Source organism: Bradyrhizobium sp. CCGUVB23 (assembly GCF_024199885.1).
Classification (GTDB): Bacteria; Pseudomonadota; Alphaproteobacteria; order Rhizobiales; family Xanthobacteraceae; genus Bradyrhizobium.
In genome coordinates this window covers 4,295,073-4,321,856 of sequence record NZ_JANADQ010000001.1, presented here as the reverse complement: position 1 = coordinate 4,321,856, position 26,784 = coordinate 4,295,073, and the positions used below count along the sequence as shown (strand labels likewise).

At 63.5% G+C, this 26,784-nt stretch carries 28 protein-coding genes; 12 read left to right on the top strand and 16 right to left on the bottom strand.

The window, feature by feature from the left end; genetic code table 11:
• The first annotated feature begins 17 nt into the window (after window positions 1-17).
• Window positions 18-857, top strand: coding sequence for a DUF1194 domain-containing protein (locus NLN62_RS19745; RefSeq protein WP_027526510.1), 840 nt, complete (start codon window positions 18-20; stop codon window positions 855-857).
• Between the two features lie 42 nt (window positions 858-899).
• Here NLN62_RS19745 and NLN62_RS19740 read toward each other — a convergent pair whose 3' ends face one another.
• From NLN62_RS19740 to NLN62_RS19725, 4 genes are all read right to left on the bottom strand, one after another.
• Window positions 900-1,382: a cytochrome c family protein gene (locus NLN62_RS19740; RefSeq protein WP_371260534.1), complete on the bottom strand. Its 483-nt coding sequence runs from the start codon at window positions 1,380-1,382 to the stop codon at window positions 900-902.
• Between the two features lie 127 nt (window positions 1,383-1,509).
• A complete protein-coding gene (gene upp, locus NLN62_RS19735) occupies window positions 1,510-2,139 on the bottom strand; it encodes a uracil phosphoribosyltransferase (protein WP_027526512.1) in 630 nt (209 codons plus the stop codon).
• Between the two features lie 128 nt (window positions 2,140-2,267).
• Window positions 2,268-3,506, bottom strand: a complete 1,239-nt coding sequence (locus NLN62_RS19730) for a URC4/urg3 family protein (RefSeq protein ID WP_254109896.1) — start codon at window positions 3,504-3,506, stop codon at window positions 2,268-2,270.
• An 8-nt stretch (window positions 3,507-3,514) separates the two neighbouring features.
• The gene (locus NLN62_RS19725; protein ID WP_254109895.1) at window positions 3,515-4,771 is read right to left on the bottom strand and encodes a GTP cyclohydrolase II; all 1,257 of its coding nucleotides are present in this window, start codon (window positions 4,769-4,771) and stop codon (window positions 3,515-3,517) included.
• A 367-nt stretch (window positions 4,772-5,138) separates the two neighbouring features.
• Here NLN62_RS19725 and NLN62_RS19720 point away from each other — a divergent pair, with 367 nt between their 5' ends.
• Window positions 5,139-5,600 carry a hypothetical protein gene (locus NLN62_RS19720; RefSeq protein WP_254109894.1) on the top strand — a complete coding sequence of 154 codons (462 nt, stop codon included), beginning with the start codon at window positions 5,139-5,141 and terminating at the stop codon, window positions 5,598-5,600.
• Between the two features lie 114 nt (window positions 5,601-5,714).
• On the opposite strand, the gene NLN62_RS19715 is transcribed toward NLN62_RS19720, so the two are convergent.
• The 5 genes from NLN62_RS19715 to NLN62_RS19695 form a co-directional block, all read right to left on the bottom strand.
• Window positions 5,715-6,539 (bottom strand): CarD family transcriptional regulator, encoded by an 825-nt coding sequence (locus tag NLN62_RS19715; protein ID WP_084801675.1) that lies wholly within the window; start codon window positions 6,537-6,539, stop codon window positions 5,715-5,717.
• A 340-nt stretch (window positions 6,540-6,879) separates the two neighbouring features.
• Window positions 6,880-7,218, bottom strand: coding sequence for a ferredoxin FdxA (fdxA, locus tag NLN62_RS19710; RefSeq protein WP_027526516.1), 339 nt, complete (start codon window positions 7,216-7,218; stop codon window positions 6,880-6,882).
• A gap of 135 nt (window positions 7,219-7,353) precedes the next feature.
• A complete protein-coding gene (locus NLN62_RS19705) occupies window positions 7,354-7,608 on the bottom strand; it encodes an RNA-binding S4 domain-containing protein (protein WP_256576091.1) in 255 nt (84 codons plus the stop codon).
• Window positions 7,609-7,692: 84 nt separating this feature from the next.
• On the bottom strand, window positions 7,693-11,070 hold the full coding sequence (locus NLN62_RS19700; protein ID WP_254109893.1) for a helicase-related protein: 3,378 nt from the start codon (window positions 11,068-11,070) through the stop codon (window positions 7,693-7,695).
• A 727-nt stretch (window positions 11,071-11,797) separates the two neighbouring features.
• Complete coding sequence (locus tag NLN62_RS19695; RefSeq protein WP_371933000.1) at window positions 11,798-12,649, bottom strand: DUF3108 domain-containing protein; 852 nt, start codon at window positions 12,647-12,649, stop codon at window positions 11,798-11,800.
• A gap of 482 nt (window positions 12,650-13,131) precedes the next feature.
• Here NLN62_RS19695 and rpmB point away from each other — a divergent pair, with 482 nt between their 5' ends.
• The 5 genes from rpmB to NLN62_RS19670 all read left to right on the top strand — a co-directional run bounded on the left by rpmB (window position 13,132) and on the right by NLN62_RS19670 (window position 16,941).
• Window positions 13,132-13,440: a 50S ribosomal protein L28 gene (gene rpmB / locus NLN62_RS19690; protein WP_027524097.1), complete on the top strand. Its 309-nt coding sequence runs from the start codon at window positions 13,132-13,134 to the stop codon at window positions 13,438-13,440.
• A gap of 223 nt (window positions 13,441-13,663) precedes the next feature.
• Complete coding sequence (locus tag NLN62_RS19685) at window positions 13,664-14,251, top strand: AAA family ATPase (RefSeq protein ID WP_254109892.1); 588 nt, start codon at window positions 13,664-13,666, stop codon at window positions 14,249-14,251.
• Window positions 14,188-15,198 carry an ATP-dependent endonuclease gene (locus tag NLN62_RS19680; RefSeq protein WP_254109891.1) on the top strand — a complete coding sequence of 337 codons (1,011 nt, stop codon included), beginning with the start codon at window positions 14,188-14,190 and terminating at the stop codon, window positions 15,196-15,198. The genes NLN62_RS19685 and NLN62_RS19680 overlap by 64 nt, the downstream gene beginning before the upstream one ends.
• A gap of 27 nt (window positions 15,199-15,225) precedes the next feature.
• Window positions 15,226-16,403 (top strand): IS3 family transposase gene (locus NLN62_RS19675; protein WP_254107522.1). Its coding sequence is split into 2 segments (ribosomal slippage): window positions 15,226-15,523 and window positions 15,523-16,403, totalling 1,179 coding nucleotides; the frame shifts between segments, so codons are not numbered across the junction.
• A gap of 160 nt (window positions 16,404-16,563) precedes the next feature.
• A complete protein-coding gene (locus NLN62_RS19670; protein ID WP_254109890.1) occupies window positions 16,564-16,941 on the top strand; it encodes a hypothetical protein in 378 nt (125 codons plus the stop codon).
• 52 nt (window positions 16,942-16,993) lie between these two features.
• On the opposite strand, the gene NLN62_RS19665 is transcribed toward NLN62_RS19670, so the two are convergent.
• From NLN62_RS19665 to NLN62_RS19655, 3 genes are all read right to left on the bottom strand, one after another.
• Entirely contained in the window at window positions 16,994-17,272 is a 279-nt protein-coding gene (locus NLN62_RS19665) for a DUF1488 domain-containing protein (protein ID WP_027524096.1), read from the bottom strand.
• 100 nt (window positions 17,273-17,372) lie between these two features.
• Window positions 17,373-17,669: a hypothetical protein gene (locus NLN62_RS19660; protein WP_027524095.1), complete on the bottom strand. Its 297-nt coding sequence runs from the start codon at window positions 17,667-17,669 to the stop codon at window positions 17,373-17,375.
• Window positions 17,662-17,946, bottom strand: a complete 285-nt coding sequence (locus NLN62_RS19655) for a hypothetical protein (protein ID WP_254109889.1) — start codon at window positions 17,944-17,946, stop codon at window positions 17,662-17,664. The genes NLN62_RS19660 and NLN62_RS19655 overlap by 8 nt, the downstream gene beginning before the upstream one ends.
• A 183-nt stretch (window positions 17,947-18,129) precedes the next feature.
• On the opposite strand from NLN62_RS19655, the gene NLN62_RS19650 reads away from it, so the two are divergent.
• The 3 genes from NLN62_RS19650 to ftsZ all read left to right on the top strand — a co-directional run bounded on the left by NLN62_RS19650 (window position 18,130) and on the right by ftsZ (window position 20,397).
• Window positions 18,130-18,321 (top strand): hypothetical protein, encoded by a 192-nt coding sequence (locus NLN62_RS19650; protein ID WP_035662860.1) that lies wholly within the window; start codon window positions 18,130-18,132, stop codon window positions 18,319-18,321.
• A gap of 255 nt (window positions 18,322-18,576) precedes the next feature.
• Window positions 18,577-19,089 (top strand): hypothetical protein, encoded by a 513-nt coding sequence (locus NLN62_RS19645; protein WP_254109888.1) that lies wholly within the window; start codon window positions 18,577-18,579, stop codon window positions 19,087-19,089.
• Window positions 19,090-19,140: 51 nt separating this feature from the next.
• Window positions 19,141-20,397, top strand: a complete 1,257-nt coding sequence (gene ftsZ / locus NLN62_RS19640; RefSeq protein ID WP_254109887.1) for a cell division protein FtsZ — start codon at window positions 19,141-19,143, stop codon at window positions 20,395-20,397.
• A gap of 302 nt (window positions 20,398-20,699) precedes the next feature.
• On the opposite strand, the gene NLN62_RS19635 is transcribed toward ftsZ, so the two are convergent.
• A complete protein-coding gene (locus tag NLN62_RS19635; RefSeq protein WP_254109886.1) occupies window positions 20,700-21,677 on the bottom strand; it encodes an IS110 family transposase in 978 nt (325 codons plus the stop codon).
• Between the two features lie 362 nt (window positions 21,678-22,039).
• Window positions 22,040-22,585, bottom strand: coding sequence for a hypothetical protein (locus NLN62_RS19630; RefSeq protein WP_254109885.1), 546 nt, complete (start codon window positions 22,583-22,585; stop codon window positions 22,040-22,042).
• Between the two features lie 259 nt (window positions 22,586-22,844).
• On the opposite strand from NLN62_RS19630, the gene NLN62_RS19625 reads away from it, so the two are divergent.
• Entirely contained in the window at window positions 22,845-24,194 is a 1,350-nt protein-coding gene (locus tag NLN62_RS19625) for a DUF2235 domain-containing protein (RefSeq protein WP_254109884.1), read from the top strand.
• Window positions 24,195-24,542: 348 nt separating this feature from the next.
• A complete protein-coding gene (locus tag NLN62_RS19620) occupies window positions 24,543-24,791 on the top strand; it encodes a PilZ domain-containing protein (RefSeq protein WP_027524090.1) in 249 nt (82 codons plus the stop codon).
• A gap of 109 nt (window positions 24,792-24,900) precedes the next feature.
• Here NLN62_RS19620 and NLN62_RS19615 read toward each other — a convergent pair whose 3' ends face one another.
• Both NLN62_RS19615 and NLN62_RS19610 read right to left on the bottom strand, forming a co-directional pair.
• Window positions 24,901-25,317, bottom strand: a complete 417-nt coding sequence (locus NLN62_RS19615; RefSeq protein WP_027524089.1) for a hypothetical protein — start codon at window positions 25,315-25,317, stop codon at window positions 24,901-24,903.
• A gap of 145 nt (window positions 25,318-25,462) precedes the next feature.
• The gene (locus NLN62_RS19610; RefSeq protein WP_254109883.1) at window positions 25,463-26,575 is read right to left on the bottom strand and encodes an NADH:flavin oxidoreductase/NADH oxidase; all 1,113 of its coding nucleotides are present in this window, start codon (window positions 26,573-26,575) and stop codon (window positions 25,463-25,465) included.
• Between the last annotated feature and the right edge of the window lie 209 nt (window positions 26,576-26,784).

The following is a 26,784-nucleotide window of genomic DNA, read 5'->3' as shown; positions in this document are numbered from 1 at the left end:
CCCGAACGAGGACCTGCATGCGCAAGTATGTCTGGCTCCTGAGATTGCTGATCGCGGGCACTATCGCTGGAGGCAACTTCGCCAGCACCGCCGTCGGCAATTTCGGGCATCAATTGGTCGACAAGGACGCCCTGCCCTCCGTCGATGCCGAACTCGTCATTGCCGTCGATGTCTCCTATTCGATGGACGAGGACGAGCTTGTCGTCCAGCGCGAAGGCTACGCGCAGGCCGTCATCTCCGATGAATTTCTCCAGGCGCTCAAGGCCGGGCCAAGCAAGAGGCTGGCCGTGACCTATTTCGAATGGTCTGCATCGGATGATCAGAGGATCATCGTGCCCTGGAGGCTCATCGACGGTCCGGAGTCCGCAGATGCGCTGGCCGCCGAGATCATGAAAACGCCGGTTCGCCGGGGCTCCCGCACGTCGATTTCCGGCGCGATCCATTTTGCAATTCCGCTGTTCGACCAAAACCCGTACCACGGGCTGCGACGCGTGATCGATATTTCCGGCGATGGTGCGAACAACGAAGGGCCCCCGGTTACCAAGGCGCGGAATGCGGCGCTGGAGAAGGGCATCACGATTAACGGCCTGCCGATCATGGTGAAAGGCGCGACCGTTTCGATGATGGATATCGATGACCTTGATTTTTACTACGAGGATTGCGTGATCGGAGGCCCGGGCTCGTTTATGCTGGCAATCAGGGAGCGCGAGAAGTTCAAGGAGGCAATCAAGACCAAGCTCACGCTGGAGGTCGCCGGCCGAACACCGGCGTACCGGATCGTCCCGGCGGCCGAAAGCGGGCCGAGGGTGTCCTGTGGCATCGGCGAGGAAATATGGGAGAGACGAAGCCGGTGGTGAGCATCGGCAAGCGGCTGGCGAACGGGCGAGTGAAAAGGCGAGCTATTGGCTCGACGCGTCCGATCGCAGGAAGGAAACTATTCTTGCTCTGTCGTCGGCAGATGCCAGTCCGCTGTATGGTTTCATGCTGTTGCCCGGTATCAACTCGTCCGGATTGGCGATGAAGCGCTCGAGCTTATCTTCGTCCCAGACGAGGTCCGCCCCCTTCATCGCGCTCGAGTAGTTATAATCCGGCAGCGAGCCGGCCTTCCTTCCGACGATCCTGTACAGATGCGGGCCCAAGCGATTGTCGCCGTCCTTGATCGTGTGGCAGGTCCGACATGCATTGTTGAACGCTCGTTGTCCTGAGGCGGCATCGAGACTTTGTTGCCCCGGCTGCTGTCCATGGGAAGGCGAATACAGCATGCACGCCACCCCGCCGAGGGCCACGAGTGCGCTCACCCAACCGATGTGCTGCACATGCGCGTCTCGCAACCGGCCGAACTTCGGCAAGGCAAGGCGCGCCAGGAACTGCGGCTGCTTCATTTGATCACCTCGCTGGCGCAGCGACTATGCGACTCAAGGCGGTGTCGAAGTCCCGTATCTCACCAGCATCTTGCAATTGGCGGATCGGCGCTGGAATTCAAATGAAATTGTCTGCCAGGGCGCTGCGCTACCGCGTTCCGTACGCGCGGTCGCCGGCATCGCCGAGGCCCGGCAGGATGTAGCCGTGCTCGTCGAGCCCTTCATCGATGGCTGCCGTCCAGATCGGGACGTCCGGATGCAGACCGCGGATCCGCTCGAGGCCTTCGGGCGCGGCGATCAGGCAGGCGAGCCGGATATCCTTCGCGCCGCGCTCCTTCAGCCGGTCGACCGCAGCCACTGCCGTGTTGGCCGTTGCAAGCACCGGCGTCACCACGATCGCGAGCCGTTCGCCGAGGTCGGACGGCGACTTGAAGAAATATTCGACGGCCGCGAAGCTGTGCGGTTCGCGATAGAGCCCGATATGGGCGACGCGCGCGGTGGGGACCAGATCCATCATGCCGTCGACGAACGTCGTGCCGGCACGCAGCACCGGAACGAACACCAGCTTCTTGCCGGCGATCTTGGCCGACTGCATGCGCGCAAGCGGCGTGTCGACGACGACCTCGGCGAGCGGAAGATCGCGCGTGACCTCGTAGCACAGGAGCATGCCGATCTCCTTGACGAGCTCACGGAAGGATTTTGTCGAGATGGACTTGTCCCGCACCAGCGTCAGCTTGTGCTGGACCAGGGGATGATCGACGATCGTGACGCCTTCCATGACGTGATGCTCCCAAAAAATGAGCTTTGATTGAATCGCGATCAGCCGAGATCTTTTCCTTCTCCCCTTGTCGGAGAGGGGCACAGCGTGCACGCGGGTCCGCAATCGGTCGAACCAAATCTCATGGCTTAGAAAACCGTCCCATCGCTGATGACCTTGATCGGCGGCGCGCCGTCGGGGCGCCGCGCAAAGGCAGCGGCGCGGCCCGCAGCCCAGGTGCCGCCTTCCAAAATGCTTGCAAGCGGCAACGAGGTGCGATCGCGACCGAGCCGCGCGCGGACATGCTCGGCGAGCCGGTCCAGCAAGGCGACCGTCAGTGCCCGCCACTCCACGACGAGGAGGGAATCCACTCCGTGAGAGCGCTCCGAATCCAGAGCATCGCGCAGAACAAGCACATCGAGATCGACGAACAAGCCGCCGTTGCGGTATTCGGCGAGCCCGGTGAGGCCGTCGATGTCGGTCACGTCAAAGCCGGCGTGCTGCAAGGGCTCGATCAGCGAATAGCTCAGCCATTGCGACAGCTTGTGCAGGGGCACGAGGCCTGTGGTCGCGTCATCGGTCTTGATCGCGGGGTGGCGCCAGCAATCGCCGAGCGCAATGCCGGCAAGCTCGAGTCGCGACGGCCAGATCGGTCCGAGCTGGCTCAGCACTTCGGCGAGAATGACTGGTGCGGCGATCGCGCCGCTCACGGCTCTTGCCGCGAGGTGATCGAACAACCCACCCGGACGCGGCCGATCATGCGTACCGAAGACCTGCAGACGAGACGCCACCAGCTGCCCCAGGCGCCGCAACAAATCCGTGCGTCCCTCAAGGCCCAGCAGCGGATTGCTGTCCGTGACCTGAAAGCCGGACTCGAGCCGCGCGAGCGGGAGTTGTGCGATCACATCCGCATCGACGCGGAAGGGAGAGCGCGGGTCACCGGAAAACGCGCCCCTTGCGAACATGTCGAGGCTTGCCAGGGCAAGCCCCTCGGAGCGGCCGATGTCCTGCCCCGTCATGGCATCGCGGTAGCGCCAGGCAGCGCCGGCGCCTGCATCCAGCAGCACGCTGACGATGGCGAGATCGAACTCGGCGCGCGCCCGCGCGGCGCGATCCGGCCAGGACACGGTGTCCGCGAGGCGCGACCAACGGTCGGCGCCGCCGAGGACGAAGTGCCGCCAACGTGCGTGAAAGGGAATATCCAGCGCAGGATAGGACCGCCGCGTGACCGCGAGCACGGCATCCACGACAGCGTCCATGCGATCGAGATGAACCGTGAAATGCGTCAGTCCGCCGTCGAGGCCGATGTCGAGCATCTGCGCGGCGCGCGCGCGGACCGCTTCCGCCGAGAGCAGCGATCGGGCCTCTCGTTCTGTGGCCGCCGCCATCACGTGACTCAATATTTCTCCAGCGAGCGTCCGACCGTGTCGGTCAAGTCCTTCGCTGTCGGAATCTCTTCGGCGTAGTATCCGGCCGCCTTCTTGGCGGCGATCTCGACATGCGCATCGGCCGGAATGAGCTCCAGCGGGATCGGCACGCGCTCGACGATATCGATGCCCTGCCCCGTAAGCGCGTCATATTTCATGTCGCTCATCGACAGGAAGCGATCGATGCGCTTCAGGCCGAGCCAGTGGATCGTGTCCGGCATCAGTTGCTGGAAGCGTGCATCTTGCACGCCGGCAACGCATTCGGTCCGCTCGAAATAGGCGGCGGCTGCGTCGCCGTCCTCCTGGCGCTTGCGGGCATTGTAGACCAGGAATTTCGTGACCTCGCCGAGCGCCCGTCCTTCCTTGCGGTTGTAGACGACGAGCCCAAGCCCACCCTCCTGCGCGCCGCGCGCGGATTCCTCGATGCCGTGAATGAGGTAGGGGCGGCAGGTGCAGATGTCGGAGCCGAACACGTCGGAGCCGTTGCATTCGTCGTGCACGCGGCAGGTGATCCTGGTGCGATGATCGGGCAGTTTCGTCACGTCGCCGAACAGATAGACCGTGGTGCCGCCGATCGGTGGCAGGAATACCTTCATGTCGGGCCGCGTCACGAGCTCGGGGAACATTCCCGCGGTCTGCTCGAACAAGGTGCGCCGCAGCTCGGTCTCACTGGCGCCGAAGCGCTTGGCAAGGCCGGGCAGATACCAGACCGGATCGATCGCGATCTTCACCACCGACACGCTGCCATTGGCGTGCACGACCTCGCCGTCCGGCTTCAGCCGCTTGGCGACCAGCGCGCCGCGGATTTCCGGCAGGTCCAGCCGCGCGCGCGTCACCGCGATGCTCGGCCGGATGTCGGCGCCTTCGGCGATTTCTTTACGGAAATTCTCGGCGACGAGATGCCCCCAGGGGTCGAGCGCGACGATCTTTTCCGGATCGCTCCATTGCGGGAACGGCCCGATGGTCGCGGCCGGAAACGTGTTGGTGAGATCGGGACGCCGGATCGGATCGAGCGCGCCGGCGGAGACCGCGAGCGCACGATAGACGGCATAGGAACCGCCATGGCTGCCGATGACGTTGCGGTCCTGGGCGCGCGACACCGTGCCGACGATCGGCCCGCGCGCGCGCGCGTCCGCGGCGCCCCATTGAATCGGAAAGGCCGCCTTTCCGCCCGGCTCCGGATGGGAGGTGAGGCGAATATGTTCGGTACGGTTTGAGCGGCTCATAACCAGGCTCCTATAAAGCCAACGGCCCGCCTGTCGGACGGGCCTAGCGCGGTCACGGGGCAAAGCCATTCATGACCGATCTCAATAACATAGCAGTTCATCTCTTAATCGCCAGTGTTGTATCCAACAGTTGTTCCCTCATTCCGGGGCGCGCGGCAGCGCGGGCCGGACCGAAAGGAGGTCGAACAGCTGAATCCGCAGTTCCTGCGTGGACGGGAGATGCGTAATGCCCGCCTGATCTCAAGGGCTTCGTGATACCGGTTCGGATTTGGCGCAGAGAGCCAAGCGCCGTCGCCAAGGGCACGCAGAAGGAATCGAACCCGCCGGCCGAACTACGCGACCAACGCGCATGATGTTGACATTACTGATGAAGTCGCGCTTTTTCGCTGTCGCCCTAGGCAGGGCTGCACTTGAGCTGACACCTGCTACCGAGACCGATCCGCTGCGCATGGACGCGATCGTCCAGGCGCTTGACGCGACGCTGAAGGCCGGGAAAGCCCGACAGGCCAACCTGAAGGAGCGGATGGAGGACGTGCTTGCGCGCGCCGCCGTGGCGGCCGGCAATGACGCAGATGAATTCGTCGATCGCGACGATGGCGACAAACGGCGACTGCGGAGCCTCGAGGTGGAGCTGATCGACGGCGAACGCGACCTGAAGGAGCTCGTCGCCCAGATCGGCCACCTCGAGTTTCTGAAGGCCGAGCTGCTTGCGCGCTTTCCCGACTGCAAGCCGGTCAAGCCGGTTCGGAAATCCGCATCGCTGATCCGGGGCTGGCCTCGGCTTCGACGTCGGCTCCCGCATCTTGCGGAAGCAAGCAATCGGCGTTGACGCAACGCCCGAAACACAATTCGAGGACCAGCTGCCGGACGAGGTGTCCGCCGCCAAAACACAAAGCCCGGCCGAACGGCCGGGCTTTTGAATGCTAGCGTGAGCCGAAGCTGCTTACGCCGCCTCGTCGGCGACCGCCGTATCGTCGCCATCGGTATCGTCGATATCGCCCTCGGTGTCCGCATCGGCCTCGCCCTCGGCGGCTTCGGCCTTGGCATTGGTGCGGCGCGGGCTCTTGGCGAGCTGCGCCTCGATCTCCTTGACCGCTTCGGTCTCGGTCGAGTGCTGCACCACCGCAATCTCGCGGGAGAGACGATCGAGCGCCGCTTCATAGAGCTGGCGTTCGGAGTAGGACTGCTCGGGCTGCGATTCGGAGCGGTAGAGGTCGCGCACGACTTCCGCGATCGCGACGATGTCGCCCGAATTGATCTTCGCTTCGTATTCCTGGGCGCGGCGCGACCACATGGTGCGCTTGACGCGGGCGCGGCCCTTGAGGGTCTCCAGCGCCTTCTTGACCAGCGCCGGCTCGGACAGCTTGCGCATGCCGACATTGGCGACCTTGGCGGTCGGAACGCGCAGCGTCATCTTGTCCTTGATGAAGTTGATGACGAACAGCTCGAGCTTGGCCCCGGCGATCTCCTGCTCCTCGATGGCCAGGATCTGGCCGACGCCGTGAGCGGGATAAACGACGAATTCATTGGCCTTGAAGCCCTGACGCTGGGTCACGACCTTCTTTTCCTCGACCTTCGGCGCAGCGGCAGCCGGCTTCACGGCGGGCTTGGCAGCAGCGACGGGGGCTTTGACGGGAGCCTTGGCGGCGACAGGCGTCTTGGGCGCAGCGGCAACAGGCGCTTTCACGGCAGGCTTGACCGCAGCCTTGGCAGCCGCGGGCTTGGAAACGGTCGCTTTCGCGGCCGGCTTGGCAGTCTTGTGAGGCATTGCGCTTCTTTTCTTCGAGGACTTTGCAGCCGTGTGCTTAGTCGCCGCACGACCCTTGGATGCGCTACGGCTGGCCGCGGCGACTTTTTTGGCATCCTTATGGGACGCCTTAGCAGAAGTACTCTTTTTACGCGTTTTCTGTGACACAGCCTGCGCGCGGAAAACTGCCACGCCCCTGTTCGACATGAGGTTTCACGGGAACCCAGAGGGGCCAACGGGGCTGACGGGGTTCGGCTCAATGTGCCCAATATAGCACATTTCCCGCAAAAATCAATGATTTAGGGGTTTTTTGGCCTGTTTACAGCGCTGACTAAGGTATTAGGGTTAAGTTTGACCCGAGTTAGTCTCCAGAACCGGGGTTTTGAGAAAAATATTTCTCAAACTTGCCTTCCTTGCCGTCGAATTCCTTCGCGTCCTCCGGCGAATCTTTCTTCTGGGTGATGTTCGGCCAGCTCTTGGCGTATTCGGCGTTCACTTCCAGCCACTTTTCGAGGCCGGGTTCCGTGTCCGGCTTGATGGCGTCAGCCGGGCATTCCGGCTCGCACACGCCACAATCGATGCATTCGTCGGGGTGGATGACCAGCATGTTCTCGCCCTCGTAGAAGCAATCTACCGGGCACACCTCGACGCAGTCGGTGTACTTGCACTTGATGCAGTTTTCAGTGACGACGTAAGTCATCCAACGCTCCGAAAAGCTCTCTCAAATTCGCGGCTTGCGTAGCGCGTAAATACCGACGCCGCAAGATCGGGAACGGCCGATCACGACGGGTTTTCGCACGTCTTCGGCCAAGAAGTGAACGCCAAGCGCAATTAATTACTCTTTGCGCTCATTCAACTCCTCATACAGCACGCGCGCCGAATTTGCGTCGCCGCGCCGCTCGGTGAAGGCGACCACCTTCATCACCCGCACGGTGCGATCGAGCGCGATCGTCAGGACGTCGCCGGTCTTGATCGCATGCCCGGGCGAAGTCTCGCGCACGCCGTTGACGCGGACATGGCCGCTTTCGACCAGCTCGGCTGCAGACGTGCGCGCCTTCACCACGCGAGCGTGCCACAGCCATTTGTCGATCCGCTGGCGCTCGGTCGTGGCATTATTCCCTTTGACGCGTTTTCTTCACGCGAACCGCCCCGCACTTCGCTCGAAAACGCTACGCTACTCCTTGCGGCCGGCAAGCTGCTCTTTCAGCGCGGCGAGCTTTGCGAAGGGCGAGTTCGGATCGATCGGGCGATCGCGTTCGCGCGGGGAAGCGCTGGAGGCATAGGGGCGATGTGACGGACCGGATTCGCGGTCGCGACGATCGCGGCCCTTGTCGCGGTCGCGGCCACGGCCGCCGTCGCGATCGCCGAACTTGCCCTTGCCCCGATCGCGATCCTTGTCGCGATCCTTGTTACGTTCCTGGCCCTCGAACCGGCGGCCCTTGTCGTCACGCGGCTCGCGGCGTTCGCCGCCTTCGCCCTGCTCGCGTCCCTTGCGGAAATCCTTGCGACCGCCACCGTGACGATGGCGCTCGCCGGGCTTTGCGGCATCAGCGGCTGCGACTTCGCCCTCTGCGGGCGCAGCCTGCGCGCCTTCCTGCGGACGCGGCTGATGATGGCGGGGGCGGTGCCGCTCGTGGCGCGGCTTGCGGTCCTCGTGACGGCCGCCGGGACGCCAGACCTCGACGAGCTGCGGCTCGGCGGGGGCAGCTTCCGCAGGCGAGGCGGCGTCAGTCGATGCGGCGGCTTCCACGGCGGCAGCAGCGTCAGCCGGCGCGGCCTCGGTGACGGCTTGAACGGTTGCAGCTTCTTCCGCCGGCGGTGCGATGCCGGGTGCATCCTCGGGCGTCACCGGCGCATCGGGCGTGGCCTCGAGCGCGGGCTCGGCGTGAGGCTCTTCCTCATGCTGCTCCATGCCCGGCGCATCCTCGACGGTAACCGGCTCGACTGCGCCCTCAACGGCAGGCGCTGCGTCATCCGCCGGCACTTGGGCAACGGCCTCAGCGACCGTCTCGCTCGACGTTTCCGCGGTGCCTTCAGCGGGCGGCGTCTCGACCGCGACCGTCTCTGCCACGACGGGTTTCGGCGGCAGCGGCGCGCGCTTCTCCATGCGATAGCCGAGCGCGCGCAGCACCGAGGCAAAATCTTCGCCGGCCGAGCCGGTCAGCGAGGTCATCGCCTGCGTCACGACAAAGCCGCGGCCGTCGAACGCCCCTAGCGGCTTCGCGCCGGGCGAGGTCTCGCGCCAGGCCAGCGCGGGACGGATCAGATCGGCCAGGCGCTCCAGGATGTCGACGCGCACGGCGCGCTCGCCGCACTGCTTGTAGCCGAGCACGCGATAGGCATCGCGCGGCAACGCCTTGTCAGCGGGGAACGAGGTGCGGCCCGAGCTCGCCAGATGCTGCGCGCCCGACAGTGCTGACAGATCGACATTGTCGTGCTTCAGCGCCCAGAGCAGCGCGGCCAGCGCACGCCCGGCGGGCTTGAGCAGCTGCGGGAAATAGAGGTGATAGGCGCCGAACCGCACGCCATACTTGCGCAGCGTCGCGCGCGAGGGCTGGTCGAGATCCTTCAGCTCATTGGCGATCTTCGGCCGCTCCAGAACGCCGAGCGCCTCGACGAGCTGATAGGCGATGCCGCGGGCGATGCCGGTGACGTCCTCGGCCTTCGACAGCTCGAACAGCGGCCCGAGCAGCTTTTCGACATGCGTCTTGAGCCAGAGCTCGAGCCGCGCCTGCACCTTTTCACGCGGGGCCCCGGTGAGGCGCTCGTCGGAGATGATGCGCAAGCGCGGATGCAGCGCTTCCTCTGCGGCAACGAGACGCGCCACGGCATCGCCGGTCCAGCGGATGGTGCCTTCCGAGGTCAGCACGAACTGCTCGTCGGGCGCAGCGCCCAGTTTCTCGGCACGCGCATTGATCTCGCCGGCGAGCACCGCCTGCGCAGCAGCCTGCAAGGCTTTCGCATCGGAGCCTGCTTCCGCAGCATCCGGTGCAAAGGTGAACCCATCAAGACGGCCGATGACGTGGCCTTCGACGATGACTTCGCCGGTCTTGCCGATTTCAGTATTCAAGCTCGTGTTCTCCCGCAGGCGGCGCATCAATACACTGGTACGACGATCAACGAAACGCTCTGTAAGCCGTTCATGGAGCGCATCTGACAATTTATTTTCGACCTCCCGCGTGACCCCCTGCCAGCGTTCGGGGTCTTTCAGCCAGTCCGGGCGGTTGGCGACGAAGGTCCAGGTGCGGATATGCGCGATCCGGCCCGACAGCGTGTCGATGTCGCCGTCGATGCGGTCGGCCTGGTCGACCTGGGCGGCGAACCAGTTATCCGGGATGCAGCCCTTGTCGATCAGGAAGCCGTAGAGCGTGGTGACGAGCTCGGCATGGGCCGCCGGCGAGAGTTTCCGGTAATCGGGGACCTGGCAGGCCTCCCACAGCCGTTCCACCGCCGCCTTGCCGTGCGCCTTGTCGCGGACCTCGCCGTCGCGGGCGGCGTGATCGAGCACGCGCATGTCCTCGGCGATCGGCGCGCGCGTCAGCGCCTCATGGCCGGGCGGCAGGTTCAGCGAGACCTGGAGCGCGCCGAGCGAGGAGAAATCGAGCTTCGAATTGCGCCACTGCAATACCTTCACCGCATCGAAGGTGTGGTTCTGCAGCGCATTGACGAGCTCGGGCTCGAACGGCGCACAGCGACCGGTTGTTCCGAAGGTGCCATTGCGCGTGGCGCGGCCGGCGCGTCCTGCGATCTGCGCGAACTCGGCCGGAGTTAAGCGGCGGAACTGATAGCCGTCGAACTTGCGGTCGGAGGCGAATGCGACGTGGTCGACGTCGAGATTGAGGCCCATGCCGATCGCATCGGTGGCGACGAGATAATCGACGTCGCCGTTCTGGTACATCGCAACTTGAGCATTGCGCGTGCGCGGCGAGAGCGAGCCGAGCACGACGGCGGCACCGCCATGCTGGCGGCGGATCAGCTCGGCGATCGCGTAGACCTCATCGGCCGAGAACGCGACGATCGCGGTGCGCCGCGGCTGCCGCGTGATCTTGCGGTCGCCGGCAAATTCAAGGCTGGAGAGCCTGGGACGCGTGATCATGGAAGCGCCGGGCAACAGACGCTCGATGATCGGGCGCATGGTCGCAGCACCGAGCAGCAGCGTCTCGTCGCGGCCGCGACGGTTGAGGATGCGATCGGTGAAGACGTGGCCGCGCTCGAGATCGGCGGCGATCTGCACTTCGTCCACAGCAAGGAACGAGACATCGAGATCGCGCGGCATGGCCTCGACGGTCGAGACCCAGTAGCGCGGATTCCTCGGCTTGATCTTCTCCTCGCCGGTGACCAGCGCGACGCTCTCGGCGCCGGCGCGATCGGCGATCTTGTTATAGACCTCGCGCGCCAGCAGCCGCAGCGGCAGCCCGATCATGCCGGACGAATGCGAGAGCATCCGCTCGATGGCGAGATGCGTCTTGCCGGTATTGGTCGGCCCAAGCACCGCAGTGACGCCCGCGCCAGGCGCGCGCTCGGAAGCAAAGGAGGAGGGAGGAAAGGCCATTCTGGGGATTAGCTAGTCGTGATTGGGCCGATTGTCAGTGGCGTTTGGGGGCGGAGGGTTTGCCACACACACCGCTGTCATCGCCCGGCGTGACCGGGCGATCCAGTATTCCAGAGGCGGTGCTTGAGCCGAGAAGCCGCGGCGTACTGGATGCCCCGGTCAAGCCGGGGCATGACAGCGGAATATTTGGGTGCATCGCCCGCCTCCCCCGCAACTGTCTCATTTTGCAACGCTTTCTCGCCCGCACTTAAGCTTCGGAACGACTCCGGAACGAATCGCGGCCGAATCGCTGACTCCCCTTTGCTTCCGGATTCGTTCACGCAGCATCTCGTGCCAGGTCGTTTTCAGGCGCACTAGATGGAGTTTTGGCCTCTCGCACAAGCGGCGTTTTCGGGGCGAGTTCCTTAACGTTGGGGACGGGCCGGAGTCGAATCAAAATCGACTGAGAGTCAAATGGATTCATCAGCCGTGCGAAGCGGAATACGGGGGGCCTTGCGGTACGCGCATCCCGGATTTCGCTTTGCTACATCGGGCTACGGGGCTCGTCACGCGCCTCGCCCATTTGTCGAAAACAACCCCATGCACAGTAGGGATAGACAAGCGGGGACACGCTCTCCACCATTTGTAGTAGGCCACCAACGCGTAGCCCGTATGGAGCGAAGCGGAATACGGGAGCCCCGGGCACGAATCCCGGATTACGCTTCGCTCCATCCGGGCTACGGGACGCCTACTGCGTCTTCGCGACCTTGGGCGGCTGGGGGACGGTGATGAAGCTGGTGGCTTCCAGCATGGCCGGCCCGAGCGGCGTCGGGATCTTCACCCAGAACGGCACCAGGATCCGGGTGCCCGCAACCGGCGCAAAGGCGATCTCGATGTTGCGCTGGGCGGCGAGGTATTTGATGACGGGGCGATCGGGGATGTAGCCGGCGACCGGCACGAAATAGAGCGCGCAGACCACCACCGGGCCGCGATAGCCCTTCTCCGCCTTCACGCTCTCCATGCGCTTGAAATCGAGCTTCAGGTCATAGCGCATGCGGCCGTCGAACACGGGGGCGCCGGTGTGGCAGGCCTCCGGCGACAACGGGTCACCGGTGCCGGGCACGCGCAGCAGCGAAGCCGTCATCGGATCCCAGACGCCGCGGCGATGCGCCTCGGTGACGACGATACGATCAGGATCGACCGGCGGCTCCGGCGCGATGCCGAACTCCTTCACATTGCCCTTGTCGAGGACGATGCGGATGTCCTCGGTCTTTTTCGAGGTGGTGGTGGACGCCTGGTAGCCGGTCGCAACGAGGGCGCCGTTGACGACGCGGCCCTGCGAGGCGCCGGTGCCGGACCCGCCGGTGAAGGATTTCAGGATGCCGATCGTGCCGCCGGAAGCGGCGGCCGAGAACACGTCGTCCTGGATGTCGATGGTCCAGGCGCCGCGGCCGACCGGAATGCCCGACAGCGTCGCCTCATACTGCGCCTCGAGCCGCCCTTGCGCGGAAGCCGGCGCCATATCCCAGCCGAGGCCGCAAAGGACCGTCAGGGCCAGCCAGCCGCAGGCACGCGGCCGGGGCGAGAAAGACAGAGGCATGATCACGTTCAGCTGCAATCCGATGATACCGCCAGTCCCGTACTTAAGCCAAAACCGGCGGCAAACAATGTCAGGGGTCGGGCAATCCGCGCCCGGCCGCTTGGAACCGGCCTCTCTTTCCGCTCCGATTACGCCCTTTATGTGATGGTAAGGCATTTCAATCATTGCCGTTTTCGTGAGCGGGGCCGCGTACTCGGTCACCTCTCCCGCCCCTTGTTCCGCCGTCATGCCCCGGCTTGACCGGGGCATCCAGTACGCCGCGGCCTCTCGGTTGAATCACAACCGCCTCTGGAATACTGGATCGCCCGGTCGAGCCGGGCGATGACGCCGGTGGCTGGGTCGAAAGCGCGGCCAAAAACTTGACGTCTTGCCCCTTCCCCCCTATACGTCCGCCCGCTCCCTGCAAGGACAGAGAATTTGCACCCCCGTGGCGCCCCGAATGGCCGCCGCAAATCGTTGGGGGAACGGAAAGGGTTTTTAACATGTCTCGCCGCTGCGAACTGACGGCCAAGGGCCCCCTCGTCGGCCACAAGGTCAGCCACTCCAACATCAAGACCAAGCGCCGCTTCCTGCCGAACCTCGTCAACGTGACGTTCATCAGCGAAGCCCTCGAGCGCAACGTGCGCCTGCGCGTCTCCACCAATGCGCTGAAGAGCGTCGACCACAACGGCGGCCTGGATGCCTACCTCGTCAAGGCCCGCGCCGGCGACCTCTCCCCGCGCGCGCTGGAATTGAAGCGCCAGATCGAGAAGAAGGTCGGCGGCGCTCAGCCTGAGAAGAAGGCGAGCTAAGAGATCTGCGAGCTGGGCCGGGGGCACGCGTAAGCGTCGCGTGGCGTAGCTTAGGAAGCGTTGAGTTTGAGTGACGGCCGGGTCGAAAGATCCGGCCGTTTTTGTTTTGCGGCGCAAGCGCATCTGGATGGAAAAACCGGCTGTCTCCTCGTTCCAAAGTTGCAAGCGCTTCTCCAGTAGCGAATCCAAGTTATGGTAGCTTTCTGGTTGCAGGGGGAGGCCGATGGAGCTTACCAAGTTTCGTATAACGAACTTTCGTTCGATCAATGACAGCGGCGAAATTGCAATTGACAAGATCACGTCGCTCGTAGGCCGCAACGAGAGCGGCAAATCCAATCTAATTCTGGCGCTTGCCACTTTGAAGCCACCTGGCGGGCGTGCGGCTCTCTCCGCGATAAAGGATTTTCCACGGGGGCGCCGGCTAGAGGAGTGCAAGGCGGACACTCCGGTCGTGTCTAGTACGTGGAAGCTCTCAAAGAGCGAGAGTGCCGAGCTAGCGAGACTATTGCCTGGCTCGCCGAGGCTTTCAGAAGTGGAGATCGGGCGGGGCTACGACCTTGCCATTAGGGTCAACATAGATGTGAAGGTGCCCGTGCTCGATCTTAAGAAGACCGCCGCGGCGTCACGCAAACTGAGACCCGTTTTAGGTCCGAAAATCGACACGCTCGACGTTCCACACAAGACAAATGCCGAAAGCGCTTGGAACGCCTTCGATGCGGCGACGTCCGAGGCCCATGATATGAAAGCATGGGCCGTCACGCTCCCGGCCGCATCAACAACTCTTCGTTCTCACTTGGTAGCGCCGGCATAGTTTTGGGCGATGCTGAGGACGAGATTCTAGCGGATATCGAGGAACAAGCCAGAGGCGTCTCGGGTTTCGATGCCGCGCTCGACAAAGCGAAGAAACTCATCGAGGGATGCCTACCGATCTTTGTTTATGTTTCCGAATTCCCCGAGTTGAATGGCCACCAGGACCTCGACACTTTTACGCAACGGCGGGGACACGATCCGTCTCTCATCGAGAGAGAAAATAACTTCGAGAAATTGGCGAGAGTTGCTGACTTCGATCCAGCGCGCCTCAACAATATTCGCAACGAACACGAGGAACGAGCTCAAATTCTAAACAGAGCTGGCTCGCTTGTAACTGCGGAAATCAGGAGGCTGTGGAAAGATCAAACTTTGATGGTGCGATTCAATTTAGACGGACCCCGCCTCGATATTTTGGTCTCCGACCCACATGCTGAATATCCCGTCGAAGTAAACTTAGACGAGAGAAGCCGCGGCTTTCGATGGTTCTTCGCGTTCTTCATTACGTTTTCGGCTGATACGAGAGGAGGAAATGCTGATGGAGCAATTCTACTCTTGGACGAACCAGGCCTCTATCTGCATGCCAAATCACAAGGAGATCTGCTTAAGCATCTCCGGGAAGACTACAAAAATCAAATCATCTACACTACACATTCGCCGTTCATGGTACCGGCCGACGCCATCAAGATCGTCAGAACTGTAAATATTCAACCCTCGTCCGGCACCACGGTAACCAACACGCCCACCGGCGGTTCCAAAACGCTGTTTCCGCTTCAAGCAGCGCTGGGTTATCACCTTTCACAAACCCTATTCATTGGAAACTACAATCTCATTGTGGAGGGCATTACAGACTTTTGGATCCTCTCATCAATCAACGCCCATTTCGCTACCAGTGGGCGACGAACTTTACCGGCGGAGCTGAACCTCCTCCGAACTGATGGACACCTGTAGTAGGCTCGAAGAGCCAGGAGGTGTCGGATGGAAGGACGTCAACGTCGGTCGTTTACGGACGACTACAAGCGGCAAGCGATTGATCTGGTCGCATCGAGTGGCCGCTCGATCGGATCGGTGGCCAAGGAACTTGGCCTGCGCGATTCCGTGTTGCGGCGGTGGGTAGAGCAACGTGGGGCCAGGCGGGAGCCGACGGCGGCGTCGCGGCGCCCCACGACGCAGGCGGCGCTGCCGTCGGCGGACCACGCGGCGGAGATCGCCCGTTTGCAGCGAGAGAACGAGCGGCTGCGCATGGAGCGCGACATTTTAAAAAAATCGATCGCGATCTTTGCTGGAGTTCAGAAATGAGATTCCGCTTCATTGAAGATCGCCGTGCCGACTATCCGGTGATGATCATGTGCGACGTGCTCGGCGTCTCGCCTGCTGGCTATTATGCCTGGCGGGCGCGCCCGGAGAGCGCGCGAGCCGCCGCCAATCGTGAGCTCGTCGGCGATATCAAGCGGGTTCACCGCGACACCAATGGCCGCTATGGCAGCCCGCGCATCCATGCCGAGTTGAGGGCTCAGGGCCGCGGGGCGAGCCGCGGTCGCATCGAGCGATTGATGCGCCGCCACGGTATCAGGGCCATCATGGCGCGGCCACGACGGGTGCGCACCACCGACAGCCGTCACGACTTCCCGATCGCCGCGAATCTGCTCGAGCGCAACTTCATCGCCGCAGCGCCGAACCGGATCTGGCTCGCCGACATCACGTACGTCGAGACTGATCAGGGCTGGCTTTATCTGGCCACGGTCATGGACCTCTACAGCCGCAAGATCGTCGGCTGGGCGATGGCGGATCATTTGCGCGCCGAACTGCCATTGGCGGCCTTAGCGATGGCCATTGCGACACAGCGGCCTGGCGCCGGCCTGATCCACCATTCAGATCGCGGCGTTCAATACGCCTCCGCGGAGTATCGCAAGATGATGCAGTCCGCCGGCTTCCGAGCCTCGATGAGCCGCAGGGCCGATTGCTATGACAACGCTCCGATGGAGAGTTTCTTCCACACGCTCAAAACCGAACTCGTCCATCACCAGCATTATGCAACACGTGAGGAAGCCACACGTGATATCTTTGCTTACATCGAGGGCTTCTACAATCGAACACGTCGCCACTCGGCCATCGGATATCTCAGCCCGATCGAGATGGAGCTAAAAGCAGCTTAACCCTGTCCATTTTTTCGGGGGAAGATCAAGCTTACGCTTATGCCGGTAGGAGGCGCCGGACGAGTGTCCTACATGGCCGCCCTGCTGGCCGCAGAAGAGCTAAGAGTGCTGGTACTCCTCGACGATGATCGGGCGGGAACGAGAGACGAAGACCGACTTAGTGAAAAGCAGACTCGTTCGCGAGACTGCCATCACTTTTGTAACCGAAGCATTCGCGTCTTCTACTCCTAGTGAAGCAGACATTGAAGATTTGCTCGACCCTTCCATGTACAGCGCTCTTGTTCAAGAGACATACGCTTCAGAACTAAAAGGCAAAGCTCTCTCGCTCAATCCCAAAATTCCAAGGATTGTTAAACGATATGAAGAGGCATTTGCGGCTGCACAGCTTGAATTCAACAAGACCCGGCCAGCCCGCGAATTCATGTCTCGAATGATGAAAGAACCGGCTTCCGTTCTTTCAGCCGAGAGCCAAGCCCGGTTCGAATCCCTTTTCGAAACAATCAGTGCGAAATTCAAGAAGCTGCGGCCTCGGCAATAACGAAGAGCATTCCGGGACGGCTTGCACCGATTCAACCAAAGCTCATCCTGGCCTAGCTCGTAAAGTCGATGCTCCGCAGCACGATGCCCGGGGGCGTGCCTTCGAACTCCGTCGCGCGATATTTGCCGGCGGCGCGGGCTTCGATGCGGTCGCGCAGGCGCAGGAATTGCGCTTCGCGCTGCTCGGGGCGGGCCTGCGGGCCGCGCTCGAGATAGTCCATCGCGGAGGTGGAGATCGCGCAGGGAATCTCCTTCGCGCCGTCGTGCATCGAGAACAGCACGATCATCCTGTCGTATTCGTGGCCGATATAGCGGCCGCTCGTGAGCGTCATGGGCCTTACTCCTCGTAAACACGAATCCTGTGAACGAGAAACGCGTTGCAGGCCCGCGCGTCCGCACGGAGCGCCGGCATGGCGCACCGCCAGGATCGCCTCAGCCCTCCCCGCCGAGCCGGGCAAAATCGTCGAGCAGCGCCGCCACCAGCGCGCGGTGCCGCGTGTCCTCCGCCGGGAGGCTCGCGGCGTAGAGATTGAGCACGTAGCGCGCCTTCGCCGCCGCCTCCGGCCACGACGCGGCGGGAACGGTCAAGAGCTGGTTCTCCAGCACGGCCTCGCGCTCGCGCAGCTCCCGCAGATTGTTTTCCACCTCCGCCAACGCGCGGCGCAGGCCGGTCGCCTTGCGGGCGGCCATGCCGCGATGCTCGTCGAGATCGACCGGCTCGTCAGACATCGCCGGGCACCTTACCAGAGGCGCTGGCATCGATGCGCTGCGCGTCCGCAAGGTCGACCGAGCCGATCGACACCATCTCCACCGCGCCGCCGCGGGCGCCTTCCGCCGGCACGACGATCATGGTGGCGATGCGGCGCCAGACGGAGAAGGACAGGCCCTCGATCGTCTCCTCGTCGGTGACGACCTCATAGGCGCCCGGCGGCAATTGCCGTGCGAGGCCGCGGATGTGGAACGGATGGTTGAAGGTGACGGTCTCCCGCCGCGAGCGGATGGTCATGTAAGCCTGCCTTTCGCGAGATGGCCCCAACCGCCGCTTGTTTCGGACAGTGCGCCCGTTCAGCGTCAATAGCCACCGCTTTCTCAGGCGAGGCCCGCGCCGGAACGCCGCTGCGCAGCAGCAGCGTCTTAGCGCTCGCTATCCGCAAGTCAGGAGCGTAGGCTTTCGCATCACCGCATTTTCTTGACGGCATCGACCTCGGTGATCGTTCCGCTACTCGACACACCACGGGAGGACGACATGGCAAAGGGTCAGCAACGCAGCAATCGCGAAGCCAAGAAACCGAAGAAGGAAAAGGCCAAGGTGATCGCCGCGGCGCCGAGCCGCAAGGAGGCCGCCTGGCAACCGGACTTCGGCCCCGCGAAGAAGAAATAGACGCCAGGCATCGCGCTCGCGGTTCCGGCAAGCCCGGCCATGACGAGAGCCGACACACGGTGCTGCCTTAACCTCGCCCCGCCTCGGCATGGTCACGGCACCGAGGACATGGCACCGCTGGAAGGCCAAACATCAATCCGGTGCTGGGGCCCCCCGCGCGTTAACCGTCCATTAACCAACGCAGCCTAGCCTCAACTCATCGTCCAGCCATCATCAGCCCGAAATGCCTCCCGGTTCATTCCAGGATGACAGCCGATGTCCGTTGAGTTGTTGACGTATGCTGAGCTAGGCGCCCGCCTCAACGTCTCGCGCGAGGCGGCTCGTTCGCTTGCCAGACGACGCCGGTTTCCGCGCTCGCGTTCGGATGACGGCAAGGCCCTGGTAGGCGTCGATTTCTCCGAACTCCGCTATAGGCCCCGCCCGCGAATTGGCCGCCAGGCGGACCCCATCGCCGCCTCCATGGCAAAGATCGAGGCATTCAAGAGCGAGGCATTCAAGGCGGAGATCGCGCGGCTCGAAGCAAAGGCAGCCGGCTACAGGGCGGATTTCGAGCGCGAGCGCGAGCGCGCCGATCGCCTCGCCGTCGAGCTGCTGCAGGCGGCTGCCGAGACGACGGCAGCCAATGCGTGGGCGGGACAATTGGAAGATGAAGTGGCGGACTTACGGACCGGTCGCCGTGCCAGCGGCTCGACCGCGGGACGAGCCGCGCTTCGATTGGGGCATCTGGCCGCGGCCATCGTGGCAGCAGACCGCGCGGCTTTCAGGTAGCACGCGAACCTTTCTCAAATCCCCGGCTTGCCGGACCAACGCGAGGGAACAATGACTGGCATCACCGATCTTCACGAGATGAGGGCGCGCATCGTCGTGTTCGGGGTCGGCGGCGCCGGCGGCAATGCCGTCAACAACATGATCACGGCCGGGCTGCAGGGGGTCGAGTTCGTCGTCGCCAATACCGACGCGCAGGCGCTTGCCATGTCGAAGGCGGGGCGACGCATCCAGCTGGGCACCCAGGTCACTCAAGGCCTTGGCGCCGGCTCGCAGCCCGAATTGGGACGCGCCGCAGCCGAAGAGGCAATCGATACGATCCGCGATCAATTGACCGGCGCACACATGGTGTTCGTCACGGCCGGCATGGGCGGCGGCACCGGCACCGGGGCTGCACCCATCGTCGCCAGGACCGCGCGCGAGCTCGGCATTCTCACGATCGGCGTGGTCACCAAGCCATTCTACTTCGAGGGCCAGCGCCGCATGCGCTCTGCCGAAGCCGGCATCGAGGAGTTGCTGAAGACAGTCGACACCCTCTTGATCATCCCGAACCAGAACCTGTTCCGGGTGGCCAGCGAGAAGACCACGTTCGCCGATGCCTTCGCCCTTGCCGATCAGGTGCTTTATTCGGGCGTGGCCTGCATCAGCGATCTCATCGTCAAGGAAGGCCTGATCAATCTCGATTTTGCCGACGTTCTCTCCGTGATGAAGGAGAAGGGCAAGGCCATGATGGGACGGGGCGAGGCGTCCGGCGAGAAGCGCGTGCTCGCCGCGGCGGTCGCCGCGATTTCCAATCCATTGATCGAGAACCCATCGATCAAGCGCGCCAGCGGCCTCATCATCTCGATCACCGGCGGCAAGGATCTCATGCTGTACGAAGTCGACGAAGCGGCCACCCGCATTCGCGACGAGGCCGATCCGGACGCCAACATCATCGTCGGCGCGTCCTTTGATGACAGCCTTGAAGGTATCGTCCGCGTCTCGGTGGTGGCGACCGGCATAGATAATCTCGACCCGGCGCAGCAGATGCCGGTGGAAACCTCGCTCACGCAGCTCGCCGGCAAGCTGCGCAACGACAGCCGCCGCATCGCCGATCGCATCGAGCGCAGTGCTCCCCTCCCGCAATTGGAGAGCCCGCCGCTCCGGCCGGCGGCCCGCCCACAAGCGGGGCAACCGCCAAGGCCGAATCCGGAACATGCGCGCCAGGCGGCGCCCCGGCCGCTCGATCCTTACGGCCGCGCTTCTCCGCGCAATGCGATTGACGACGGCATTCTCGATATCCCGGCCTTCCTGCGCCGCACCGCCAGCTGAGCGGTTCGCGAGAAGCGCTTGCTTGGTGACCAGCGCGCCCAACAATAGGCCGTCATCCCGGGGCGCGACGTAGTCGCGAGCCCCAATGCGCAATTGCGCATTGTGGGATCCATCGGGCCGCAGTGACTGTTGAGCAATGGATTCTCAGATGCGCAATTGCGCATCATAGCTCGCGCCAAGAGGCGCGCCCCGGATTGACGGAGCAAAGCAACAACTCCCCAATGCCGGACATGGGCCGCCGCTAGGCGACGCAGCAACAAAGCCGTCGTCCCGGCGAAGGCCGGGATCTACCGTGTCGGTTGTCAAGCAATGGCAGCTCCTTTCCAGGGCTGACCTGACTTGAGGACGGCGTTGGCGAAGACGACGAGGCGGCGCAGGACGGCGATCAGGGCGAGCTTGGCGGGTTTGCCCTTTGCGATCAGCCGCTCGTAGAAGGGTCGCAGGACAGGGTTGTGCCTGCTGGCTGCGATGGCGGCCATGTAGAGGATATGGCGTACGGCCGCTCGGCCACCATGGATGCGCGCGGGAGCAGCCATGGTCCCACTCTTGTGGACGAACGGAGCCACTCCAATCAGGGCCGCAGCCGCTTTGTTGTCGATCCGGCCGAGTTCCGGAACGGAGGCGAGCAGGACGAGCCCCGATTTGGGGCCGATCCCTTTGATGGTTGCGAGCAGCTTTTGATCTCGCTTGAGATCGAGACGCTGACGAACGAGCTCCAGCATCCTTTGGTGGATCAGCTTGTCTTCAGCCTTGAGAGCCTCGAGATGGGTCGTGATTGCCTGCCGCAGCTCGCTCAGGCGCGTGGTGCCGAGCCTGCAGGTCTCGGCATGGATCATATGCTTGAGCTGATCGCGCCGGCTGGCGAGTTCAGAGAGTGCTTCGCGGGTCGCATGCTCCGGCAGTTCGACGTAATCGGCCTTGCGGCCACGCACGTCATCTGGAGCGGCAGCATAGGAAGCCAGCAACCGGGCATCGGACGTGTCCGACTTGGCTTTGACGCCGACCAGCTCACGATAGGCCTTGAACCGAGTGGTGTGAACGATCTCCAGCGGAAGCTGGGCCTGGCGCAACGCCTTCACCAGTGCCTTCTCGTAGCCACCGGTCGGCTCGATCACGATGCGCTTTACCGGCTGCTTCTTCAGCCGCTCGACCAGCGCAGCAATGGCATCGGGTCGATTTGCGTAATGGGCGCTATCGCCCCGATGCCATGCGACATCCAGACTGGAACCACCAACGTCGACACCGACGAAGCTATTGTCTGCAAAGTGTGAGGCTGTCATGCTGCTCCTGCCTTGTTCACGAGGCAGGGCCGGCGCCTGGATCGTCAAACGTGCGGCCAGCACTTGCTACCGTCCGGGTGTCCGGCCCTTCAATCAATCAAGGCGGGGTGCGAGATCCCGACGGTCGCTGAGACCTCCCATAAACCTCGCAACGCCCGCCTCGACCCCACCATACGTGAGGCACCCAGACTTACGACCCATACCCACAGGGAGTAGTTTGGCGAAGACTCGTGGTTGGCAACTTCGCGTCATAACCGCTCCCTGGGGTTATGGGTCCCGGCCTTCGCCGGGACGACAGCGGAGTTTGCGGCAGGAGCAACGCTAAGACGAGGTTCTTAAGTCACGCAAGCAGCGCCGATCGTTCACGCTACCGTGCTGCGCGGGTTTTCCGCTGTTTCCTTTTTGTCCGGCTCCTTGTCGCGAGACAGCCAGGCTGTGAAACGAAGCAGGCGATCGTTGCCATCCTTTGGCGGTTCGATGGGAGCTTCATCGACCGAGATCGGCAGGTCCAGTGCAGCGTGGCCGACGCGCACCGCATCCGCGCGCTGATCCAGCCCGCGCAACAGGGGATCGAGCACGCTGTCGATTTCGGTCGCCACCGACACCAAAAAACTATTGAGCTCGCGCGCCTCGGGTACGACTGCCGCAGCCGACTCGATCGCCTTGCCGAGACCATCGACGACAGGTCCAAACGCGCCTGCGGCTTGTTTGACACGCGTTTTTATCGCCTCGATTTCGCTTAAGACGCGATCGCGTTCCCGCCTGCTTTTCTCCTCCGACAGGCGGGTTTCAAGTTCGGCGATCTGGGCCGTCAGGGTCGTGGCTTCGGATGCAAGTGCATCGCGCCGTCCGCGCACGCGATCGAGATCGCGGCTGAGATGGTCCACTAAGTCGTCCTTTCCGAACATTGGGTTACTCCGTAGGACAGCCGTTTTGGTCTGTAAGACGGCCTTGGCGCGAACCGCCAGCCTCGCCACCGACCGGATGGCCGGATCGGCCGAAACAGGCATCAACTTCGGTCGCGTCGCATGGGCCGACATGGTGAGCCCCCAATTGTCCACATTAGGCGACCGCATGGTTAACAAGCGGTTAATTTCAACAGCCGATGCTCGCTGTCATCCAATTCCGCTATACTCGCCCGGTAGCATGATCGGAGGGGACGCTTCGATGGAGCACGAGGCCAAGAACGAAACCAAGAACGAACACACGACCGCACCCAGGAACGAACCGAAGACCGAGCCGAAGAACATCGTCATCTGCTGCGACGGCACCGGCAACGAGATCAGCGAGAACATCTCCAATGTGCTCAAGCTCTATCGCTGCCTGCGCAAGACCGACAGGACGCGGCCGCGGCAGCTGGTGTTCTATGATCCCGGCGTCGGCACGGTCACGGAGCCGTCGACGTGGAACCGCTGGAAGGCCGATATCAACCTGGTGCTGGGGCTCGCCACCGGCTATGGGCTCGATGACAACGTGCTCGCGGCCTACGGCTTCCTGGTCCAGCACTACGCGCCGGGCGACCAGATCTATCTGTTCGGCTTCTCGCGCGGCGCCTATACCGTCCGGGTGCTGGCGGGGCTGATCCACAAGGTCGGGCTGATCTCGCCGGAGCAGGCGAACCTCGCAGGCTCGGGCCTGATTGCCTACAAGCAATATTCCGGCACCGGGCGCGGCAATGACCTCTCCGCGCTCACCGATGCGGGCGCCGACGAGGACGGGCCGCTGCCGCAGGACCGCTTCGATCTCGCCGCGCAGTTCGCGCGTATCACCTCCTCGCGCTGGCCGACGATCCGCTTCATCGGCGTGTGGGACACGGTCGCGAGCGTAATTGTGCCGCGGCCGGACCGGCTGTACTGGCCGAGCCTGGAGGAGCTTGCGTTCACGCTGCAGAACCCGAGCGTGAAAATCTTTCGCCAGGCGATCGCGATCGACGAGCGGCGCTGCATGTTCCGTCTGAAGGAGTGGATCGAGCCGCAGCAGTTCTGGAGCAACCGCTTCGTCCCTGACGAGAAGAAGGAGCCGCAGGACATTCTGCAGGTGTACTTTGCCGGCGTGCATTGCGACGTCGGCGGCGGCTATGCCGAGACCGGGAGCGCGCTGTCGAAATATCCGCTCTTGTGGATGATCGACGAGGCGATCAAGGCCGGGCTGCACTTCAACCCGCGCACTGTGAACCAGCTCGCCTGGGGCATCCAGCGCAAGAACAGTCCGTTCACTTACGTCGCGCCCAGCGTGACGGGCGAGCTGCACAATTCGATGACGCCGGCCTGGCGCGTGCTGGAATACTTTCCGAAGAGCGCGAAGTACAAGGAATGGCCGGAGCGGCAGGTCTATTTCGGCTTCTACATCCCCGACTGCGAGCCGCGCCTGATCCCCGAAGGCGCGCATGTGCATGAGAGCGTGGTGAAGCGGATGGTTGACGTGCCCGAGTACAGGCCGGTGAATTTGCCGAAGGATTTTGTGACGGTGCCGATGCCGGTCGGGCCGGAGAAGCCGACGACGGTGGAGGCGGCGTGAGGGGGATAAGTGGCGATGTGAGGTGAGGCGGGAGCGCGCCACATCCTCAATCGTCGTCCTGGCGAACGCCAGGACACATTACCCCAGGGAGGGGTTTGGCGAAGATTCTGAGTTCGGTACTACCACAATCCGCAATCGATAGACCTCGCGGTATGGGTCCTGGCGTTCGCCAGGACGACGGTGTGGAGAGCTCGCGCCACACGAACAGAACAGGGAGCGCGTGGCTAACGCCTTCTTAATCGCATCGAAGAATCGCTAAAATGCTTGCGCAACAGTTAGCGCGATGGTGCGACGCTCTGTGCCATTCTTTCCCGCAAGGACGCATTTCGCGTACGGAGGACAAGCGACATGCAGCATCCGCGTCGATTTACACGCGTCAAGCCGAGCGGGCTGGTGTCGAGGCAGGCCAAGATCATCACGGACCCGAAGGCGCCGGTGATCAACTGCACGCTGATCGACTATTCGCCGGGCGGCGCCTGCGTCGATCTCGGCGGCCAGGTAAAAGTCCCCGACCGCTTCGAGCTGCTCCACGTCAACACGCGCAAACGCTGCCGCGTCGCGTGGAAGCGCGGGACGCGGATCGGGGTGGTGTTTTAGGGGGACGATACACTCGCTGAGACGGAGAGCACGCGCCGCATCATCGGTGCGTTCGATCGCGGGAGCGCAAGCGCAGTACGCGGCGCGATAGCCCCACAAACGTACACGCTCAAGACTTGTCCTTCCGCCACCGCGCCTTCGCGCCCGCGACGATCTGCATGGCGACGCCGGCGATCCAGCCGAGGAAGACGAGCCAGGTCCAGACGATGTCCGGGTTCTCGCGCAGCACGATGACGGCGACGGAGACGAAGGCGGTCACGCTGGCGAAGAGGGTGCCGGCCGAGCTCAGGAATTCCGCGGCGTCGATCTGCTCATGCGCCTGGTCGAAGGGAAGCTGCGGGGTGTCGATGCCGAGATAGAAGCCGATCGTCCCCAGCACCATCATCAGCACCAGAAATCCCTGCGTGGTCAGCATCGGGATCGCCGACCCGACATAGGCGCCGACGAACAGGCCGCACGCCGCCCCCGCCAGCGCCAGTCCGCAGCGCTCCAGCACGTGGGCAGACTTCCGGACACCATAGCGCATGGCAGGCCTCGCGGGGGTTTGCGATGGCGAGGTTAGGCTAATTTCGGGAGTGGCGGAAGGTTAGTAGAGTCACGGAGGGGTGATGCGAGGGTGCGGGGAAGCGGCGTCGCAACTCATGCGCAGCGCATCGTGCACACACGCCCCCTCACCGCGCCCCGAACGTCGTCTTGCCGAACAGCGCCTTCTGCGTCGAGGGCTGCGAGCGCCAATATTGCGGCGGGGCGTCGACGACACCGCCGAGCTCGGCGGCGGCGTGCCAGCCCCAGCGCGGGTCGTAGAGCATGGCCCGCGCGAGCGCGACCATGTCGGCCTTGCCGGAGGCGACAATCTCCTCGGCGTGCTTGGCTTCCGTGATCAGGCCGACCGCGATCGTCGTCACGCCGGTCTCGCGCCTGATGGCCTCCGCGAACGGCACCTGGTAGCCGGGGCCGAGCGGAATCTTCTGCAGCGGCGACACGCCGCCGGAAGAGGCGTCGATCCAGTCGATACCGCGCTTCTTCAACTCTTTGACGAATTCGATGGTCTGCGGCAGGTCCCAGCCGCCTTCGACCCAGTCAGTCGAGGACACCCGCATGCCGACCGGCTTGTCATGCGGGAACGCCGCGCGCACGGCGTCGAATACCTCGAGCGGGAAGCGCATGCGGTTTTGCAAGCTCCCGCCATACTCGTCGGTGCGGTGGTTGGAGATCGGCGAGAGGAATTGAGCCATGAGATAGCCGTGCGCGCCGTGCAGCTCGATCGCATCGATGCCGAGCCGATCGGCGCGGCGCGCGCAATCGACGAAGGCGTCGCGGATGCGGATCATGCCGGCGCGGTCGAGCGCGGTTGGGGCCGCCTCGCCCCCCTTGTGCGGCACGGCGCTTGGCGCAACCGTCTGCCAGCCGCCTTGAGCTTCCGCCAGCTGCTGCCCGCCGTCCCAGGGCCGCGCGGAAGAGCCCTTGCGGCCAGCATGCGCAAGCTGCATCGCGACGGCGGCGGTGGAATGTTTTCGCACCGAGGTGATGATCTGCTTCAGCGCGGCCTCGCAGGCATCGCTGTAGAGCCCGAGGCATCCCGGCGTGATGCGGCCGATCGCCTCGACATGCGTCGCCTCGATGCAGAACACGGACGCGCCCGACAGGGAGAGCGAATTGACGTGGGTGAAGTGCCAGTCGGTGGCAACGCCGTCCTCGGCCGAATACTGGCACATCGGCGACACCATGACGCGGTTCTTCAAGGACAGGCCGCGCAGCTCGATCGGTGAAAACAGGGCGCTCATGCGGGTTCCGGCGGATGGAGGGGCGATGGGCGGGAAGTGTAGTCGGCGGGAGGCGGAATGCTAGCCGCGCGGGAGGAATGGCGGCTAGCGGCGCGGCGCATTGCGCTCTCACATGGTCACAAGGCGGCGCCACACGCTCCGCCGTCGTCCCGGGGCGCGAAGAGAGCCCGGGACCCATACCCCCCAGGGAGAAGTTGTGGCGCGGGACT